This is a genomic window from Prosthecobacter sp., from assembly GCF_044373815.1.
Lineage (GTDB): Bacteria > Verrucomicrobiota > Verrucomicrobiia > Verrucomicrobiales > Verrucomicrobiaceae > Prosthecobacter.
On record NZ_JBIPNG010000072.1, the window covers coordinates 1 to 18,620 of the forward strand.

The following is an 18,620-nucleotide window of genomic DNA, read 5'->3' on the forward strand; positions in this document are numbered from 1 at the left end:
GTTCATGTTGTCCCGCAGCCATTTGCGTTTTGGGGACTCGTGGGCTTCGGGGCCGCTGAGCAGCTTAGCGGCTTCGGTGGCCTTTTTTCGAGTGGATGGGTCGTCGCCGGGCCAATACGCAAAGACACCGTCTCCGATGAACTTGTCGATGATGGCACCTCGTGACTTGAGAACGTCCTCGCATTGGGCATACCATTCGCGCAGCATTGCAGCGACCTCCTCGGCGCTGAGTTGGGCGGAAAGGGCGGTGAAATTGCGGAGGTCACCGACGAGCAGCGTGACCCGGACGGTTTTCATGGGTAGGGCAACGGTGTTAAGCGACTGGGTGCTGTGGTCGCCGGATTAGCTTGGCGTGCGTTCTTCTTCCTCAATGTCGAAAATGAAATTGCTCGTGCCAAACTGAACGTGGTCGCCATGGCGCAGAGCACGGGCCGTGGAGACGGCAACGTCGTTGACGAAACTGCCGTTGGCACTGCCGAGGTCCGAAACCCAGAAAAGCTGCCCGTCATGGCGGATGATGGCATGCTGGCGCGAAACACCCCCGTCCACCAGCCGGATGGATGCATCGGGGCTGCGTCCGATCTGGTTGAAGTCCTCGAGGACGATTTCGAGTTCCTTCTCCAGTGATTTCAGTTTGGCTCTCATGCGGGTAGGTCAGTGCACCTCTTTTGTTTGCTAGGAAATTGCTTTTGAAGGGGGCCGGGTCGTTTTGGCCCTGGATGTACCCCAATGAGCGTAGACTACTTTTGCTATTGATTTACCATAAATTAGGTGGTGCTCTGAAGCCTTGTTTGGGTTACCACATTATTCAGCGTTACTCACTCACGTTGCCCTCAACGAGCGATACTTCTCTTGGCTTTCGGGGGCACTGCCTTCGGGCACAAATACAATTTCACCCTCATCGGTGGATCAATTGTTTGATGGCATGTTAGGGCCGCTCTATTGGCTCGAGGGTCTCATTTTCTCGAGAACTAAGACTCCGTGCTGCTGCTTCGCTTGCTGCGCCACATCAAATTTCGCAATCCCGATGCCTCCATGCGCAGGGAGTTGTTCGCCCTCCAGCTCCCCAACCAGGATCGGATGCAGGCTGATTTCTCGGCTCTCGCGGATCTATCGCGCGGTCTCAGCGGTTGGGCCATCCTGAATATTTGCATCAATGCGATCTACGTGGGCAGCATGAACCCGAACGCGGAGCGGTGGATGGTCACACAGGAGATGCTGGAGCGGGAGATTGCGAGGGCGAAGAAGGCCAAGGCTGAACACGCGGGGAAGAATGGCAAAACCCGTAAGAGGATTGGGTTCAAACCAAGCTGATCTGTCTGTCTAACTGCTATGAAATTACTTTTGAGGGGGGGCTGTTCGAGTTGGGCCAGGGCATGGCGTGGAGATGGGGTGTGAGGGGCTGGTATTCGCAGGCACCTGAGTGCGGGAAACGTCCACTGACGGCCACGCCAGCGGATTTGTCCTGGAACGGCTCGTGCGGGAATCAGCAGCGCTGGGTTCTGCCCTGACGAATGGGTGCGTAAAGTGCCTTGGACTAAGCTTTGCGCTGTTTAATGGTTGATGATGTCTTCTTGGATGACAGGCGCACATGTTCCATCAGCGTCTTGACCGCTTTGCTTTGAAAGCGATACGAGTTCCACATCATCGCCACGGTGCGAGTGGGTGTTTCACCGCTGAAGGAGCGGTAGAGCCGCCGGTCGCTGGTATCGGTCTTCCGCGCCATTTCGGGGACGATGGAGACGCCGTGATTCAGCGTCACGAGTTCCTGCAAGGTGGTGAGCTGGCTGGTGCGCTCGACGGTGACGGGCTGCACCGATTTCCGGCGGCAGAAGGTGGCAATGTTGTCGGACAGGCAGTGCGCTTCACTCAGCATGACGAAGGGGTAGCTTTCCACGGCATCAATGGCGACGGTCTTCGCAACGGCCAACGGATGGCCAAGAGGCACCACGAGCAGCAGTTCTTCGTCAAAGAGCGGCTCGACTTCGAGATACTTGGCGATGATGGGTAGGGCGAGGATGGCGAGATCGATCTCGCCGTGACTACAGCTTTTGATGAGGTTCTCTGTCGTGTCCTCCTGCACGATGACGGAGATGTCAGGGTGCGCTTTGGCGAAGCTGCTCAAAAGGCTGGGCAATAAATAGGGCGCGATGGTGGGAATGGCACCGAGTCGGATGCGCCCGCGACGTCCGGCTTCTGAAAGCTCGGAGAAAATGTCTTCCATGAGTTTGAGTATCTGCTGGGCACGTTCGAGCAGGAGTTCGCCGTGATCGGTCAGCACCACCTCGCGTGGCTTACGCTCAAAGAGCGGCTGGCCGAGCTGCTCTTCGAGTTTTTGTATGGCACGGCTCAGCGCGGACTGGGAAAGATGCAGCTCCTCGGCCGCACGGGTGAAGTTCTTGGTCCGTGCCAGGGCCACGAATTGTTCGAGCAGGTGGAGATTGAGTTCGTTTCGCATGAGGTATGCTAATCATGCGCGGCATGCATTGCAAGCATTCAGGCAATGCATTGGATGAATGAATGTTTTTCGGTAATTAAGGTCGCTTGAAGATGCCCGAAACGTGGCCTCAAAAAGAAACCGCAACCATCTAATTCTATGAAATCAACCAAACCCAAGGCTTTGCTTGCCGCTCTGCTGCTGATGCCGGTGGTAACCGCATCAGCTCAAGGCAAATCCGACAAACCTATGGATGACATCAGCAAATGCCCCGTGATGGGTGCCCCCGCCAGTTCTGCCCGCCACACCGCCGCCGGAGCCATGAACAACAGAGACTGGTGGCCCAACCAGCTCAACCTCAAAATCCTTCACCAAAACTCACCGAAAGGAAACCCGATGGGCGAGGGCTTCAACTACGCCGAGGAGTTCAAGAAGCTTGATCTCGCTGCTTTGAAGAAGGATCTCACCGAACTTCTGACTACGTCCCAGAAGTGGTGGCCAGCCGACTACGGCAACTACGGCCCCTTCATGATCCGCATGGCCTGGCACAGTGCGGGCACTTACCGCACGAGCGATGGTCGTGGCGGTGCCGGATACGGCACGCAGCGCTTCGCTCCGCTGAATAGTTGGCCTGACAACGGGAACCTGGATAAGGCGCGTCGCCTGCTCTGGCCCATCAAACAAAAATACGGCAACAAGATCTCGTGGGCCGATCTGATGATCCTCACGGGCAATGTCGCCCTCGAATCAATGGGCTTCAAAACCTTCGGCTTCGCTGGTGGTCGCGCCGATGTGTGGGAGCCGCAGGAAGACATCTTTTGGGGCCCTGAAACCACCTGGCTGGGCGACAAGCGCTACAAGGACGGGCGCCAGCTCGAAAAGCCCCTCGCCGCCGTGCAGATGGGTCTCATCTACGTCAATCCGGAAGGCCCGAATGGCAAAGCTGATCCGCTGGCTGCTGCCATGGACATCCGCTCAACCTTTGGCCGCATGGCCATGAATGACGAGGAAACCGTCGCGCTTATCGCCGGTGGCCACACCTTTGGCAAAGCTCACGGTGCTAGCGATCCGAAGAACGTCGGCCCCGAGCCAGAAGCCGCGCCGCTGGAAGAGATGGGCTTTGGATGGAAGAACAAGTTCGGCAAAGGCAACGCTGAGGACACCATCACCAGCGGTCTCGAAGGTGCATGGACCAGTGCACCGGCCCGCTGGTCGCACATGTACCTCTCGAACCTCTACGCCTATCATTGGGAGCTGACGAAGAGCCCCGCAGGCGCTCAGCAATGGATTCCCAAAGACGGAGCAGGCAAGGGCAGTGTGCCTGATGCACATGTCAAAGGAAAGGGCCATGCGCCCATCATGTTCACGACTGACATCGCTCTGAAAATGGACCCCGCTTACGGCAAGATCACCAAGCGCTTCCTCGAAAACCCGAAGGAGTTCGAGGTCGCCTTTGCCAAAGCTTGGTTCAAGCTCACCCATCGCGACATGGGCCCGCTCTCCCGCTACCTCGGTGCTGAAGTGCCGAAGGAAGTGCTGATCTGGCAGGACCCGCTTCCTGCCTTGGATCATGAATTGGTAAACGATCAGGACATCGCCCAGCTCAAGGCCAAGCTGCTCGACTCCGGTCTCACCACCTCCGAACTCGTCTCCACCGCCTGGGCATCCGCTTCCACCTTCCGTGGCAGCGACAAACGCGGCGGTGCTAATGGTGCCCGCATTCGTCTCGCTCCTCAGAAGGACTGGGAGGTCAATCAGCCACAGCAGCTCGCCAAGGTTCTCGCCGCGCTTGAGAAAATCAGAGCTGAGTTCAACAGCAGCAAGAAGAAGATCTCGCTCGCAGATCTGATCGTGCTCGGTGGCAGTGCCGCTGTCGAAGCTGCCGCGAAGAAGGCCGGTCAAGATGTGAAGGTGGCTTTCTCCCCAGGTCGTGTGGACGCCAAGCAGGATCAGACCGATGTTGAATCCTTCGCCGTGCTCGAACCCAAGAACGACGGCTTCCGCAACTACCTCGGCCACGAACTTGATCGCCCTGCGCCTGAGAACCTCGTGGACCGCGCCCAGTTGCTCACGCTTTCCGTTCCTGAAATGACTGTCCTCATCGGCGGCATGAGAGCGCTCGGCACCACAGTCGGTCATCCCGACCTCGGAGTGCTTACCAAGAATCGTGGTGCCCTCACCAACGACTTCTTCGTGAACCTGCTCAGCATCGAGAACGAATGGAAGGTATCTCCCCGCTGCGAGCACTTCTACGAAGGCACCGACCGCGAAACAGGGGCGATGAAGTGGATGGCCACCTCCGTCGATCTCGTCTTCGGCTCCAACTCCCAACTCCGCGCCATCGCCGAAGTCTATGCCAGCGCCGATGCCAAAGAGAAGTTCGTCACCGACTTCGCCGCCGCCTGGGCCAAGGTCATGAACCTAGATCGCTTCGATCTGGCGAAATGATTTGAGACGAAAACTGCCAATAAAGTACAGCTCATCCTGACCAAGTCGGGATGAGCTTTTTGTTTTTCAACGGCTCCGATGCCTATTTGTGCAAACATCCATTGATGAGTCCTATCTTGATCTCCATGGCGCAAAGCAGACCGAGGCCGACGAGACTGATGCCAAGCTGCAGCAGGCAATCGGGCAAAGCCTGAAGCTGTCCGTATCGGTTGGCTTGGGTGGGAACAAACTGGTGTCAAAGATTGCGAGCAGTTGCGAAAACCGCAGTGCTTCATCAAGATACGCCGGAGAAAAGTCCTCCTTCGTTCCCCTCCGACAGAAGTAAAAAAAAACGCCCGGCAGGGAGGCCGCCGGGCGCTTCTAAACCTAACATAGTTCTGGGGCAGCAGACCCGGTCCCTTTCATCATCAGGTTGGGTCAGGCAATTTGGTGCCAGCAGGAGATCCGCCCACATCCGTCGAGCCTGCGCTGTTTGGTCCGATAAAGGTCGAGCCGATGTTCGGAATGGTGTCCTTGCGGTGGCGGTCCTTGAGGGGCTTGCTGCCGCCAAAGTACACGCGCACACCGCCCATGAGGTGGGCGTAACCGTCGTCACCCACGCCACCGTCCGCAAAGACAGCGACACCGTTCATAGGCGTCTGCCATTCCACATGGGCCACGCAGAAGTTGTGGTTGAAGCGGCTTTGGTACTCCAGGCGCACCATCAGGTCATCCATCGGGTAGATCGCCGCATACACGCGCGCAGCTACAAAGTTCTGGTGATTGACCAAGCCCGGGAAGGTCGTAGCCACATGCGAGTCATAGTTGTCCCAGCCAGCCACTGCACCCAACGTTACCTTCTTGAAGTAGTACTCGCCTTCCATGCCCACGATCACATCCGTGAACTTCTGGCTCGTCATGCCGCTGAAGGCCAGTCCGATGAGTCCTTTGCCCGGATCACGCGCAAAGAAGTGTGTGCCCACTCCATAGATATTGGTGGAGAAACCATGCTGATACAGCCCGTCGAACTGTGCCCCGAAACGATGGCCCAACGGCATCGTAATCGTGCTCGCCAATCCGCGCGTGGAGTTGCGGTTGATGGCACCAAACTTAGCATCGAGTTTGCCATTGATGGCGGACACGGCAGGTTCTGTGGCGGCGGCGACAATACCCTTGCTAAAAGGGGGAACGGCTGGAGCGCCGGCATGGATCGGAGTCACTGTTGTGACACTAAGTGCAGTAATCAGATGTAATGTATGTGTTATTTTCATGTCGTAAAAAACGAGAATTATCGTCTCTCGCGTTTCACAGTTCAGATCAATCGGAAGTAGATTATTTAATGTGGTGACCTATGAGTAGATGAATAATCAGAACTGAAAATTAAGTGCCCATCAAAGTGAAATATTGAAGCAAGTACTTCAATTCGTTGAACGGTTGCGATCAGGTCAAAAATAAACGGCACAACTTTCTCCGGACATTTTAAATATTACCGCCAAAGTAATAAGATGTGGTGCTGCAATCTATTATTGATCGATGACTTTGGCCAAAGATGCAGTGTGCGAGATCTCACGCCGTTCGTGCGAATGCAAAGATTGAGTTCAAAATGTAAACGTGAAAACTGGCGGTGGCGCATTCGGCTGCTTGCTGCTACAGAAGTAAAATAGAGAGCGCGTAAAAAAGTCGTCCAGACTTTCTCCCAATTATTCCATGTCCGCTTAGATAATCACACCTATTGCGTAATCTGATATGTTGTATGCAAGAGAGAGGGGGCATTCAAATAATCGTCTGCGGCGCATAATGCAGGAAATGTTCGCGCAGTGAATATTCCATCTGGACCGCGTCGCTCTTCATCAACACGAAGCAGAGACGGCAAAATGCCATTTACTATAGCTGATTCTCTTGGTGAATATGAGCTTTAGTTTTTGGTCCGAAAATCCATTCTGAATTTAGCCCTTAGGCCATGCAAATGTGCAACGGACTCTGGTCACTCTTGGAGAGTGTGAATGAACAGTCCACTGCGCAATTTGGGCTCGAACCAAGTGCTCTTCGGTGGCATTCTTTGCCCTGCATTAGCGATTGTAATGAACTGATCGATAGACGTCGGATACATCGAGAATGCAACAGTGTGGAGTTGGCTATTCACCAGTTTTTCCAACTCTGCAGTGCCACGAATGCCGCCAATGAAATCGATGCGTTTGCTGTTCAGCGGGTCATCGATGCCGAGTACTGGTTTAAGCAGACGATCCTGTAGGATACTGACTTCGAGGTTATCGATGAGGCTGCCATTCTTCGCTGCTTCCCAAGTCAGTTCATACCACTGAGACTTCAAATACATGTAGCATTGCCCGGGATGGGTCGGAACCTTGAGCGACGTCGGCTTCACAGTGAAGACCTCGCTGACTCTCTTCAGGTATTCTTCGCGACCGAGTCTGTTTAAATCTGTCACTACACGGTTGTACGGAAGAATCTTGAGGTCACTAATAGGAAACAAAACGCACAGGAACCAATTATAATTCTCGTTTCCGATGTGCTTTGGATTGGCTTTCCTGCGGAATTGGCTCACTCGAAAAGCGCTGGCTGCATAGTCGTGCCCGTCGGCGATGTATGAGAATGGCACCTGGCTTTCAAACAGGCCTGTCAATGACACACATAAGCTAAAGGAAAGCCGCCATACTTGATGACGGACGCCATCCACTGAGATAAAGTCATTGATTGCCTTGTTGGATTGCATGAAGTCCTCAATGAGCGTGCTGATGCTGGCGCGTTGATGGTATGCGAGCAAAACAGGGCTGGTATTTGCATCGAGCTTGTCTAGCAGGTTCGTTCGATCAAGCTCCCTATCTCGACGTGTGTTCTTATGTCTTTTGATGATGTCTTTCTCGTAATCCTCGGTGTGGCAGACAGTGACGATGCCAGCTTGGCTGTGTCCGCCGACCGTCTGGCGGTAAAGGTACATTGTAGGCTTGCTCTCACGCACTAGTACCCCGTGTGCCTGAAGACGTATAAAATTGTCTTGGGCTTTAGCATAAACCGATCCGGAGTAGGGATCGATCCCTGGATCTATGTCAATTTCGGCGCGTTCTACGTGCAGTAGACTAAGCGGTTTGTTTGATGCAAGGGCTGATGCTCCCTCCCTGTTAACGGTATCAAATTGCACTGCGGCGACTTCAGAGACGTGCTGTGCGATGGGAACGAGCCCTTGGAAGGTACGGATGCGCATCTAGATGAATAGCTTGTCGGTTAGATTGCAGTCTAATGGCGTGACCATAAAGTGCTTTGTAATACCTAGCAGAAGAATCTTGTTTGCAGAAGCAGAATGGCGAGGGGATCAATTGACTGCTCGAAAGCATGGCGCAACCATACTCAAATTCAAGCTTCATGCTTTATTGACAAAAAAACCGATCATCATGTTATGATTATTAAATAAAAAATACAACACATTCCCGCAGTAAAATTGCACTCAATTATGCTATAATAAATGAGTCTAAGCACAGTTTAATTTAACAATGCGTTTCTCTGCAATGGCGTTCTCTATGTGGTGGCGTACTGATCTGCGCGTCACGAGTTTATTTCACCTGAAAGTGTGCCAGTAATGGTCTCAACTCCTTTTCGAACTCATCCCGAATACGTTTAAGTTGCATGATTCTTAGAGGATTATCAAGAACCGCGTTTCCTTCCAGAAGGTGTTTCCACGTGCAAGCCGCTGCATCAGCATAAGCAGCGAGTTCGATATCAAGCTTTGGCAGACGTATTACTATATCATGCTGGTATCGAACTTCTTCCACCGTCTCCGCTTTCACCAAACCATCCTTTTGCGAAACCACAATCACTGCAGGTATATCGCCCCACACCTGATCACGCCACGCACGCAAAACTGGAATAGAAGAATTGCGAGCAGTTATCATGTACACAGGTAACCATTGAACTCCCACAGTGCTTTTGAGTTCTTGAACGATCTCTGGGGTAAGAGCATCCGAAAATCGAGGCAAGCAACTAGAGGGTAAATCCACCAAAACAGGAGTCTCCGCATTGGCTTCCGCTACAAGACGGTGAATAAACTCCGAGTTTCCAAGATTCATCACCTGAATCCTATGTGGAGCAATCTTATGAAGGTCGCGGTTGCCATCCATGTCGCAGTCGAATACGGGAACTTCGGCGCGTTCATCTAGCCCGGCAAAATCATAAACCAACCTAGAAACCGTGCTTTTGCCTGTGCCGCCACTGCCGATTGTTACAATGATAGGTTTATGAAGATTTGACATTATGATAAATATATAGGGTTAATTAAGGTATGCCCTCAATGAAAACAAATATGCACTGAAAACTCACCTAATTATTATGTTAAAATTGCTAATTGGCATTAAAAGCAATTTATTGGGTTACTACATTAATGGTTAAAGTTTCGGGATCTGTGCCTTCATTGAGGGTTTGGAGTCAACTTTCTTTCCCACCCTGGACTGCCCCATGAAGGTGACACCTTGCTCCATGGAAAGGTTTCCAGCGGTAATGTCACCTGTCATAACTGCATTATCCTTTAGTTCACAGCGGTCCTGCGCCGTGACATTTCCTTCGACTTTTCCAAAGATAATTACTGACCCAGTCATGATTTCTCCTCTGATGAAACCGTTCTCACCTACTATGAGACAACCGTCTGAAATGACTTCACCTTCGATCCTGCCGTCGATGGTCAAATCATCAGTAAACCTAATGGAGCCTTTGATTTCCACGCCGCTGCCAAGAATGTTTTTATTCTTGGGGGGCGCAGCGGTTGCGTGGGTGTGCTGGGGGCTTTCAGCGTTTGTCGTGGCAGGTATGATTCCGAAGTCTCCTGAAGAATCGGGTGTGAATTTGTCCAACGGTGTGCTCTCCTTAGTGGTTTTAGATTGCCTAATGATGTGTCTTAACATTTGAATGGGTGGTTTTGAACGTGAGGGGGGCTCAAACAGTGCATAAGCACACAGCACAGTAAAAAACTGTCGAAATACCCGACACGCATTCGTACTGTTGAGTACTTCATGTATGGAACAAAATATTGATAATGATCTATTCTTTTTGGGTTAACCCACATTGGGGTGGGGGGGGCAAATGATTTTTACGACCCGTGTTTTTGTGGATCCCAAAAATAGAGGCCCGGATATTTGATCGATAGCGCATCACCCTATTGGCTCTTGGATAGTTTAAGGGTGGGTGGGGCATGCAATATTATTTAAGTTCTGTTCTATCTGAATCCTATGGATTCGACTCTAACAATGCGCGGTCCCTTTAGAGTTGTTAACCTTATTTAAAGTGTAGCGCAAACACAGATGGATGAGAATATAATGCGCTACATTAATAAAAATATTTATTGGGATGCTTGGATAACGATTAGCCATAAATTATGAGGTAACGCAAATGGTTATCTAGAGTCAGCAGATATTGTGTGTTCATATAACGTTGATCATGTTCTTCAAATCACTCCCAGCACCGATGAAACTCTCTTCGTCTTTTCATGCGCGGATATCAAAACACCCTAACTTGCAAAGTTCTCTTGATCACTGCGGGCCTTCAGGCGAACCCTCAATTCTAGAACGTTCTCTAATGGCTGTTCTCGGATTGAGTATGCTAATTGCTGGTCCCTTCGTATTTCTCCTGAATCTGGACAATCAAGGTTGGTCATGGGCTTTTGCGCTGATTACAACCTGGTCAGGGATGGCGTTGCTCTTGCTTTTGGGTCACTCCGGATGCCGAGTATCTGAATTATTTGGAAGAAAAGACACGGAAGGTTCAGTTCACGCAGTTGCGACTGACACAACTTATTTTAATCCGATTATGGAAACGCTCGCTGAATTAGGGCGCGCAACCAAGTCTCGATCAGCTATTCTGTTAAGTGCTGAAGGTGCTACATGGTGCTTTCGAATTGGTTGGAATAGCTCTAAGCATGTTGGCGCCATTATTGCGCGACTTCTCGAGGGGCGAGTGCCAAGGGATGCTCAAAGTTTGGTGAATCTTTCGTTAATGGATGGTGCTCTGTCGGCATTCTGCACGCCAATGCATTTGAACTCAGGTCACTCTTTGTTACTTGTCTTGCTAAATGACGTGAAACACACCATGCCTAACAGAGATGTCACCCTGGCTTTTCAGACGTCTTTAAAGATTATTGGGCAGATTGGCTGCGCCAGCCACGTTGTTCAAGATATAGAGGGTTCAGATTTGTTACTGAATTCTCAGGCGCCCTTATGCTGTTCTGTTTGTGACTGTTTATCCACTCAAGATGGACGCTGGATTTCTCGAGGCGATTGGCTTTATGAAACACACGGCATCATTCAATCCTACACTTTTTGCGATAACTGCTCTGAATGGATTTACGGATTAGATTCTTCACAAGGGAAGGCGGCCTAAATCGGCATGAATGCATTAATTTATTTTATGTTTTTAGCAAAATGTATTTATAGGTATTATGTCCCAACTCTGTTCAAATACTTCAAGATCGTTTTGTTTACTAATTTAATTACAAAAACGACCGTTCTGAAATGAAGAGTAATTTACTCTGCTGAGCGTTTCTGAAAATTACTTCTAGTGGAGCTTTTTGCACGATGATACTGCAAATTATCCGCCCATACAGAAATGTTCAATCCATGACATGTAAACATTTATTAAGGTTAAGAACGCTGGGTTAAAAAGTGGTATCCAACCGATTGAAACAATTAAGACCGCTCAGTATGTTTTTTCAGGATGATATCTTCGGTTATCCAATTCGCAATATTCATAAAAGTGGAGGACTGTCGAAGGAAGACGCGCGACGCTTCCAAAGACTAAGTGAATGCGCAATAGATTCGCCCTGGATTGTGGATCAACCCGAACCGAAAATGGACTATGCGCGGCCATTTTACCGACGTCCTTCTAGGCGAAACCAGCGACAACGTCGTTGTAAAATTTGGCTCGTGGCCGCATTTTTTATTGTTATTGGTTATTTTATTGGTCGCATTTCCTGGTCCTCCTTAATACGAGACGGTTTACAACAAGCGGAACCTCTGATTACAACCAGCAAAGTAACAGACGAGATACAACTTGCGCCCATTGCTGTACGCTCACAATCAATTACCAGAACAGCTGAATTGGAATTGGTGTCTCTACCGGGATGGATTTTTATAATGGGAGATGGGAAAGATGGTTTGAACGATGCGCGACCTCATAAGGTCATTTTGAAGCCATTCAAGATCGCCCAGCAGGAAGTCTCATTAAAGCTATGGGAAAGTGTTAGAGTTTGGGGACTCGGCAATGGCTATTCAGATCTCCCTGTTGGCAACGGCAAGGCCCACAACCACCCTGTTTATGGCATCTCCTGGGGGGATGCTGTTAAATGGTGCAACGCTCTCAGTGAAAAGGAAGGTCTTACACCTTGTTACTCTGCTGATAATAGTAAGTTGGGCGTCGCTCGTAACGGCATGGTGGACATCGGGAACAAGCATGTCAATTGGGATGCCGATGGTTACCGCCTGCCTACAGAAGCCGAGTGGGAGTTTTCCGCCCGTGGTGGTCTCTCAGACAAGCGTTTTCCCTGGGGCGATGAAATCACCCATGAGCAGGCCAACTATCATGGCTCTTCACTTTTCGAATATGACAAAAGTAATCACAAAGGAACAGCGACTGCTCTAGTGAGCAGCACGCCTTATACGGCTGCTGTAGGCAGTTTTCGACCCAATGGATTTGGTCTTTATGACATGGCTGGCAACGTGGCCGAGTGGTGCTGGGATTTCTATGATCCAAGCTACGGAGCATCAGCGTCGTTGCTGGATAATCCTCATGGTCCTGACAAGGGCGAAAATTGCGTCATCAGAGGTGGCAGCTGGCGACACACTGCGGCTGAAGCGCGGTGCGCGAACCGTTTTTTCCAGCCAGGTAATTTACCAGCGCCCTATATTGGCTTTCGCATTGTACGCCATTCCTGAGGAAGCTCAGAATAGCCGGCTTGGATAGTTTTATGTGTGATATTTATGAAGGTTGCAAGATGGCACGATCATCAAAACGGATTACTCTCTGGGAAATTTGCTGTCAAGCCACTCTCCAGTTTGGTCTACACTTTTGAACCCGGATTATGCAGTATAGCAACCGAAAGGAACGGCGAGGGACTGGATCTCAAGGAGGATGGCATCCCTACTGGGGCGTTTTGCCGTGGCAGTGAGAGCTTAAGCACTCATTTCCGGGCGTGCTGGCGGCCCCAGCCGCCTAATGCAAAGCATTAGGAGCGCAGTGTCGAGAGAGGTGACTGGTTGTGGCAGTTGAGCTCAAAATGCCGGAAGGGGCTCATCAGGTTGTAGGCTACCATGATGAACCTGAACGATGCCTCGGTGGCCCAGAAGTCCTGCAGGCGGAACGCTTCGAGTCCAAAGTCCTGCTTCAACTCCCGGATGCGGTTCTCGCAATCGGCCCAGCTGTTGTAAATTTTCCAAATCTGATGGAGCGGCAGGTCCAGACTGGTCACATACAGGCTGAAGGGATAGTCGGCCAGGTCTTCGAAGAGCAGTTTGCCTCCGGGCAGAGGACGGTGGCTGATCTGCTTGCGGCCCACGATGTGGCGGTGCGCCCTGGCCCTGGGATCAGCAGGCTGGTGGCGCCACTCCTTGACCGCGATGCCAGGGCAGACTTCCACTCAGTCCTTCATGCCGTGGATCTCGTGCTTGAGGTTGGCGTAGGCCCAGGCTGCGATGATGTAGTTGAGGCCACGGTCCTCCAGCGCGCTCAAGATCTCATCGGTGTAGAAGCCGCTGTCGCCACGCACCAGCCCCACCTTCACACCCCGGATCGTCATATCAAAAGTATCGCGCATGAACTCCACGCAGTTGGAGCACGCCGCCGTGTTGCTCGGGCGCACCCACGCATTGACCAACATGCGCGTCTGGCACATGAAGGCCATGAGCGGATGATGCGAGTTGTACCCACTGCGGTTGGGGTTATAACCTTAGGCCGATCCTTCTTGGCCGCCCTCGCTGCAGGTTGGGTATGCAAGATCTGCCGTCCTGGAGCTGTCAGCAGGCGATGAAGGGTGAGGCGTTTGATGTTGGAGCCAAAATCGCCGACTCTTCCGAGTTCTCCATTGCCAACGCGATGCCGTCCCAGAGCTTTATTCGGGATCGCAGGGCAGCCACCGCTGCCTGAGTAGCCTCCTGCTCCAGGCGTGCGTTTCCTTCGCAAAGCAGAGCCACCATCTGCCTGCCCATTTCCCCGTGCTCGTCGCCGTCCAGCGCGATATGGCGGTCCAGGTAGTAGCGCAGCGTGGCCACCTTGCCGGGGAATTGATGCTCCAGCCCATGCACGAGTTGAGTGAACATTTCTGGAATCAAATCCTCGCGTCCATAGGTGAAGGCTGCGGCGATTTCATGCGGACGCCCGCGCTCAATCACCTCAAATGTATGACGAACAAATGCGCCTACAGCAACCGGCACACCAGCGCGATCCAGCGCCTCAGCAACCGTCTTTCCAGACTCCAGCTCTCGGATGAAATGATCCATCATACCTGTTTTCGCTCCTGCCTCCTGCATGGCCAGCATGTAAAGCTCGAAGTGGCTCGCCGCCCCGCCTGTGGGCAAAGCATCGCTCTCCTCGCCTAGCACGATCTCATTGACCAGCCTGCGCACTTGGGCGTTCCCAACTGGCCGCCATGGCACGTCAGCGCATGTGAGGCGCACCTGCAGCGCCTTGAGCAGCGACATGAAATCCCACACTGCAAATACATGATGCTCCATGAATACTGCCAAGTGCTTCAGTGTCCGCAATTGGCCATAAAGTCGATGGTCCAGCAGCGTCTGACGCTGGGTAGTGATGGCTGTGGTCAAGCTTTCCTGAAAATCGCTCGGTTTCGTTTGGTTGGTCAATGGTGCGGGCATTCCTCCTACCTACGTTTATAAGTCAGATTCAGACGGCCAAAAATACGTCTGCGCACCATTGTGGCGACGATGCTCAACTGGGATTTTTTGCGCCTGCCGATGAGGCGGATTAATTGGGGTAACCCAAAACGCAGGTGTGATGTGAAGCGCCGGGCATTTAGTTTGGGTTAACCTTTTTTAACCTCAACTACACCCACCAATTTTATCATGTACGGAATGGTCAACAGCGCAATCATGGATCTTCTGGTGGCGAATCATGGGGAGGCGACGTGGCAGAAGGTGAAAACCAAAGCAGGCGTGGAGGATGAGATGTTTATTTCGACGGAGGCGTACCCTGATGATATCACCTACAAGCTGGTGGGCGCTGCGTCGGAGGTTCTTGACCGGCCAGCGGGGGAGATTCTGAATCAATTTGGCCGCTGGTGGGTGCTGGACACGGCGCGAAACAGCTATGGCCATCTGCTGAGATTCGGCGGGCGAACACTTGGGGAGTTTCTGATAAACCTGCCAAATTTTCATACCCGTGTGGTGATGATGTTTCCAGCGCTGCAGCCGCCGATGTTTGAGTGCACCGAGCTGGGGCCTGCTGAACTTCGGCTGCACTACCGCAGTCATCGCCGCGGACTTTCGGCGTTTGTGATCGGGGTGTTGGAGGGGCTGGGGGTGATGTTTGAGGTCGTGGTGACGATAACACATGAGGAACGGTTGGACGAAGGTGCCGATCATGATGTATTTCACATTGCATGGATAGAAGCCAAAACATAAAGAGCGTGGTTGAAGTGCCACACATGCCCTGGTTTCAGGTGGAGGAGGCTTTCCCGTTTCTTTTCGCCTGGAACAGTGAAATGCGAATCGTTCAGGTCGGCCCTTCACTGACGCGAATTGCGCGGGATGTGGCTGCAGGCGCGCAGCTTGACCAGGTGTTTAAGCTGGAGCGGCCGCAGGGCGCAATGAATGCGGACTGGCTGTGCAGGCATCGCGGCATCCTGCTGCTGCTGAGGCATCATGGCACCGGGATGGTGATGCGCGGGCAGGTGATGCATCTGGAGAAGATGGATCTGGATGTTTTCCTGGGCTCGCCCTGGCTGGAAACACCTGATGAACTTGATCGTTTGGGAGTGGCACTTGCTGATTTTGCCCCGCACGATTCGGCGCAGGATCTTCTCCACGTGACGCAGGTGCACCGCATCGCAAACAAGGAACTCCGCATGCTCAATGAGCGTCTGAAGGTAAGCCAGTCGAGGCTTATCGAAAAGGAGGCCGAGTCGCGCAAACTGGCGATGGTTGCGGAACGCACGGACAACGCCGTGATCCTGGCCAACCATGAGGGTATCATTGAGTGGGTCAATGTGGCGTTTGAGCGCATGACGGGCTGGACGCTCAATGAGGTGCGCGGACTGAAGCCCGGGTCCTTCCTGCAAGGGCCACTCACTGACCCACAGGTGGCCAGTGAAATGGGGCGCAGGCTCAGCGCAGGTGAGGGCTTTCGCACTGAAATTTTAAACTACCGCAAGGATGGCACTCCCTACTGGGTGGACATTGAGGTGCAGCCGATCAAGGATGCCCACGGCAAGGTGACGCATTTCATGGCGATCGAGGCAGATGTCTCAGGTGTAAAGCGCAATGAGATGCGCCGCCAGTTGGAGACGGCGGCAGCCAAGGTGATTGCCAGCGGGGTCAAACTGGCCGGGCTGATCCCGATGATGCTTGCGGCTTTAGGGCGGCAGTTGCAGGCGACCGTGGGTGCGTGGTGGGTCCCGGGCAGCAGCGGGGAAGTGCTGCAAATGGCTCACATGTGGCAGTCTGATGGTGCGCAAGTGGAGCCGTTCATGCAGGCTTCGCGAGAGCTCAGCTTCGCCCCGGGGCAGGGGCTGCCCGGCAGAGTCTGGGAAGCACGTACGAGTCATTGGATCATCGATGTGTGCAAGGATGACAATTTTCCCCGCCGCGATGCAGCCGCCGAGTGCGGCATCACGGCGGCAGTGGCCTTTACTGTCCATGTGGATGGCCAGGTGCGTGGCGTCCTGGAGTTTTTCAGCCCGCAGCTGGATGCTCCAGATCCGGATCTTCTTGGAGCGCTCAACCACATCGGCCGTCAGCTGGGCCTGCTGATGAAGCGGCTGGAGGCGGAGGAGGATCTGCGCAAGAGCGAACGCGCGATGAACGAAGGCCAGCGGCTGGCCCACTTAGGCACTTGGGAGTGGGATCTGCGCACGAACGCGCTCTCATGGTCGGATGAGAAATTCCGCATCTACGGTTTTGAGCCGCGCAGTTTTGTGCCAACGCTGGACCATGTGCGCAGCAGTGTGCTGGCGGAGGATCTGCCGCGCTTTTTAGAGGTGTTGGAGGCCGTGGCCCGCACGGGAGAGAGCCAGGAGGTCAGCTACCGCGTGAAGCGGTCGAGCGGTGAGATCCGCCATGTGCACACGCTGGCGGCGGCGGAGCTGGATGCCGAGAACGTGCCCTGCCGCCTTGTCGGCACCATGCAGGATATGACGGAAAAGGTCCAGACTGAGGACGCCTACAAGCAGGCCCAGCGTATTTCCCATCTTGGCAACTGGAATCTGGAGCTCTCAAATGGCGCGGTGCGGTGGTCGGATGAGAAGTATCGCATCTACGGCTACGAACCCGGCACGGTGCAGGTGGACATGGACTTCTGCCGTCGTTCCATTCATCCCGACGATTTTGATACGGTGATGCAATTCATTGATTCCGTGGCGAAAACGGGAGCGCCGATGACGATCACCTACCGCATCATCCGCCCGGACGGCGAGGTGCGCCATCTCCGCAGCAGCGCGGAGGTGAGTCAGGACGCAAGTGGCCAAGCACGCGAGATTCTCGGCACTGTGCTGGACATCACTGAGCTGGTGGAGGCCCAGCGCACGCTGCAGCAAACCGAGGAGCGCTGGCACTTTGCCCTGCAAAACAACGGTCTGGGCGTCTGGGACTGGAACATCATCAGCGGCTATGTGCTTTACACAGACCACGTGCAGCAAATGCTCGGCTACGATGCGGGCGAGTGGCCGCAGCATGTGGACAGCTGGGCCTCACGCGTACATCCAGATGACCTCCCCTCGGTGATGGACACGATGAACAAGTGCCTCAGCGGTGAGACCCCCGATTACATCTTCGAACATCGTCTGCGCTGCAAAGACGGCTCGTGGAAATGGGTTCAGGATGTAGGGCGCATCGTTTACTTCACCAAAGAAGGCAAACCCCAGAGGATGATCGGTACGCAGATGGACATACACATCCGCAAGCAGTCCGAGGAGGCGGCGAAGCGGCGTGCCGAGATGCTTAATGGCATCCGTGCCGCGCAGGAGCACTTTATCGGCGCCACGGATGTGGGTCCTGTGTTTGGGGAGATGCTGGACGTCGTCGTGCAGCACACGCACAGCACCTTTGGCTTCATCGCCGAAATGTTGAAGGATGAACAAGGCGCGCCCTATCTTCGCTCTTACTCGCTGACGGACATCTCATGGAATGACGAAATACGAAAGTACATGGAGTCGGTGAGGCCGAATGGGCTCGAGTTCCGCAATTTGAATACGCTTTTCGGAGCTGCGTTGGTCACCAGAGATCTGGTGATCGCGAATGATGCCGCGAATGATCCCCGCAGCGGGGGGCTTCCGCCTGGCCACCCTCCCATCCATGCTTTCCTTGGCCTTCCTGTTTACAATGGTCTCGAAATGGTGGGGCTCATCGGTCTTGCCAACCGCCCGGATGGATATGACAAGGACGGACTCAGGGAGTTGGATCCATTTCTTGCCGCCGTGAACAGCATGATCGTGGCGCGGCGTGAGGCTGAGCGCCGCCGCCAGATCGAGGAGGAACTGCGCGCCGCACGTGACAGGGCGGAGGCGGCCAGCCGTGCAAAGAGTGAGTTCCTCGCG

The 18,620-nt window shown here is 53.2% G+C and carries 15 protein-coding genes and 1 pseudogene; 7 read left to right on the forward strand and 9 right to left on the reverse strand.

Going from position 1 to position 18,620, the window contains the following annotated elements; translation table 11 throughout:
* Positions 1-297 (reverse strand): adenylate/guanylate cyclase domain-containing protein (locus ACIREA_RS08645; RefSeq protein ID WP_397381859.1); only part of this gene is annotated, 297 nt, incomplete at its 3' end.
* 45 nt (positions 298-342) lie between these two features.
* Positions 343-645 (reverse strand): FHA domain-containing protein, encoded by a 303-nt coding sequence (locus tag ACIREA_RS08650; RefSeq protein ID WP_397381860.1) that lies wholly within the window; start codon positions 643-645, stop codon positions 343-345.
* A 336-nt stretch (positions 646-981) separates the two neighbouring features.
* Between ACIREA_RS08650 and ACIREA_RS08655 the strand changes: the two genes are divergently transcribed.
* The gene (locus ACIREA_RS08655) at positions 982-1,314 is read left to right on the forward strand and encodes a hypothetical protein (RefSeq protein ID WP_397381861.1); all 333 of its coding nucleotides are present in this window, start codon (positions 982-984) and stop codon (positions 1,312-1,314) included.
* Between the two features lie 223 nt (positions 1,315-1,537).
* Here ACIREA_RS08655 and ACIREA_RS08660 read toward each other — a convergent pair whose 3' ends face one another.
* Positions 1,538-2,458, reverse strand: a complete 921-nt coding sequence (locus ACIREA_RS08660) for a LysR family transcriptional regulator (protein ID WP_397381862.1) — start codon at positions 2,456-2,458, stop codon at positions 1,538-1,540.
* Positions 2,459-2,641: 183 nt separating this feature from the next.
* Between ACIREA_RS08660 and katG the strand changes: the two genes are divergently transcribed.
* On the forward strand, positions 2,642-4,885 hold the full coding sequence (gene katG, locus ACIREA_RS08665) for a catalase/peroxidase HPI (protein WP_397381872.1): 2,244 nt from the start codon (positions 2,642-2,644) through the stop codon (positions 4,883-4,885).
* An 88-nt stretch (positions 4,886-4,973) separates the two neighbouring features.
* Positions 4,974-5,210: a hypothetical protein gene (locus tag ACIREA_RS08670; RefSeq protein WP_397381863.1), complete on the forward strand. Its 237-nt coding sequence runs from the start codon at positions 4,974-4,976 to the stop codon at positions 5,208-5,210.
* A gap of 82 nt (positions 5,211-5,292) precedes the next feature.
* Here ACIREA_RS08670 and ACIREA_RS08675 read toward each other — a convergent pair whose 3' ends face one another.
* The 4 genes from ACIREA_RS08675 to ACIREA_RS08690 all read right to left on the reverse strand — a co-directional run bounded on the left by ACIREA_RS08675 (position 5,293) and on the right by ACIREA_RS08690 (position 9,720).
* The gene (locus ACIREA_RS08675) at positions 5,293-6,006 is read right to left on the reverse strand and encodes a hypothetical protein (protein ID WP_397381864.1); all 714 of its coding nucleotides are present in this window, start codon (positions 6,004-6,006) and stop codon (positions 5,293-5,295) included.
* A gap of 842 nt (positions 6,007-6,848) precedes the next feature.
* Entirely contained in the window at positions 6,849-8,084 is a 1,236-nt protein-coding gene (locus ACIREA_RS08680; protein ID WP_397381865.1) for a DUF1015 domain-containing protein, read from the reverse strand.
* Between the two features lie 346 nt (positions 8,085-8,430).
* On the reverse strand, positions 8,431-9,126 hold the full coding sequence (locus tag ACIREA_RS08685; protein ID WP_397381866.1) for a hypothetical protein: 696 nt from the start codon (positions 9,124-9,126) through the stop codon (positions 8,431-8,433).
* A 132-nt stretch (positions 9,127-9,258) separates the two neighbouring features.
* Positions 9,259-9,720, reverse strand: a complete 462-nt coding sequence (locus ACIREA_RS08690; RefSeq protein ID WP_397381867.1) for a polymer-forming cytoskeletal protein — start codon at positions 9,718-9,720, stop codon at positions 9,259-9,261.
* A 610-nt stretch (positions 9,721-10,330) separates the two neighbouring features.
* Between ACIREA_RS08690 and ACIREA_RS08695 the strand changes: the two genes are divergently transcribed.
* Both ACIREA_RS08695 and ACIREA_RS08700 read left to right on the forward strand, forming a co-directional pair.
* Positions 10,331-11,242, forward strand: coding sequence for a hypothetical protein (locus tag ACIREA_RS08695; RefSeq protein ID WP_397381868.1), 912 nt, complete (start codon positions 10,331-10,333; stop codon positions 11,240-11,242).
* 320 nt (positions 11,243-11,562) lie between these two features.
* On the forward strand, positions 11,563-12,792 hold the full coding sequence (locus ACIREA_RS08700) for a formylglycine-generating enzyme family protein (RefSeq protein WP_397381869.1): 1,230 nt from the start codon (positions 11,563-11,565) through the stop codon (positions 12,790-12,792).
* Positions 12,793-13,082: 290 nt separating this feature from the next.
* Here ACIREA_RS08700 and ACIREA_RS08705 read toward each other — a convergent pair.
* Both ACIREA_RS08705 and ACIREA_RS08710 read right to left on the reverse strand, forming a co-directional pair.
* Positions 13,083-13,787: pseudogene (locus ACIREA_RS08705) on the reverse strand (transposase); the annotation flags it as partial.
* A gap of 82 nt (positions 13,788-13,869) precedes the next feature.
* Complete coding sequence (locus ACIREA_RS08710) at positions 13,870-14,727, reverse strand: DUF3050 domain-containing protein (protein WP_397381870.1); 858 nt, start codon at positions 14,725-14,727, stop codon at positions 13,870-13,872.
* Between the two features lie 216 nt (positions 14,728-14,943).
* On the opposite strand from ACIREA_RS08710, the gene ACIREA_RS08715 reads away from it, so the two are divergent.
* Together ACIREA_RS08715 and ACIREA_RS08720 are read left to right on the forward strand one after the other, a co-directional pair.
* On the forward strand, positions 14,944-15,492 hold the full coding sequence (locus ACIREA_RS08715; protein WP_397381873.1) for a heme NO-binding domain-containing protein: 549 nt from the start codon (positions 14,944-14,946) through the stop codon (positions 15,490-15,492).
* A gap of 23 nt (positions 15,493-15,515) precedes the next feature.
* Positions 15,516-18,620 (forward strand): PAS domain-containing protein (locus tag ACIREA_RS08720; protein WP_397381871.1); only part of this gene is annotated, 3,105 nt, incomplete at its 3' end.

What these genes read in the sequence shown, in the direction of transcription:
- ACIREA_RS08650 (WP_397381860.1), bottom strand. Translation starts at nt 645, where the DNA reads ATGAGAGCCAAACTGAAATCACTGGAGAAGGAACTCGAAATCGTCCTC.
- ACIREA_RS08660 (WP_397381862.1), bottom strand. Translation starts at nt 2,458, where the DNA reads ATGCGAAACGAACTCAATCTCCACCTGCTCGAACAATTCGTGGCCCTG.
- katG (WP_397381872.1), top strand. Translation starts at nt 2,642, where the DNA reads ATGCCGGTGGTAACCGCATCAGCTCAAGGCAAATCCGACAAACCTATG.
- ACIREA_RS08680 (WP_397381865.1), bottom strand. Translation starts at nt 8,084, where the DNA reads ATGCGCATCCGTACCTTCCAAGGGCTCGTTCCCATCGCACAGCACGTC.
- ACIREA_RS08685 (WP_397381866.1), bottom strand. Translation starts at nt 9,126, where the DNA reads ATGTCAAATCTTCATAAACCTATCATTGTAACAATCGGCAGTGGCGGC.
- ACIREA_RS08695 (WP_397381868.1), top strand. Translation starts at nt 10,331, where the DNA reads ATGAAACTCTCTTCGTCTTTTCATGCGCGGATATCAAAACACCCTAAC.
- ACIREA_RS08700 (WP_397381869.1), top strand. Translation starts at nt 11,563, where the DNA reads ATGTTTTTTCAGGATGATATCTTCGGTTATCCAATTCGCAATATTCAT.
- ACIREA_RS08710 (WP_397381870.1), bottom strand. Translation starts at nt 14,727, where the DNA reads ATGCCCGCACCATTGACCAACCAAACGAAACCGAGCGATTTTCAGGAA.
- ACIREA_RS08715 (WP_397381873.1), top strand. Translation starts at nt 14,944, where the DNA reads ATGGTCAACAGCGCAATCATGGATCTTCTGGTGGCGAATCATGGGGAG.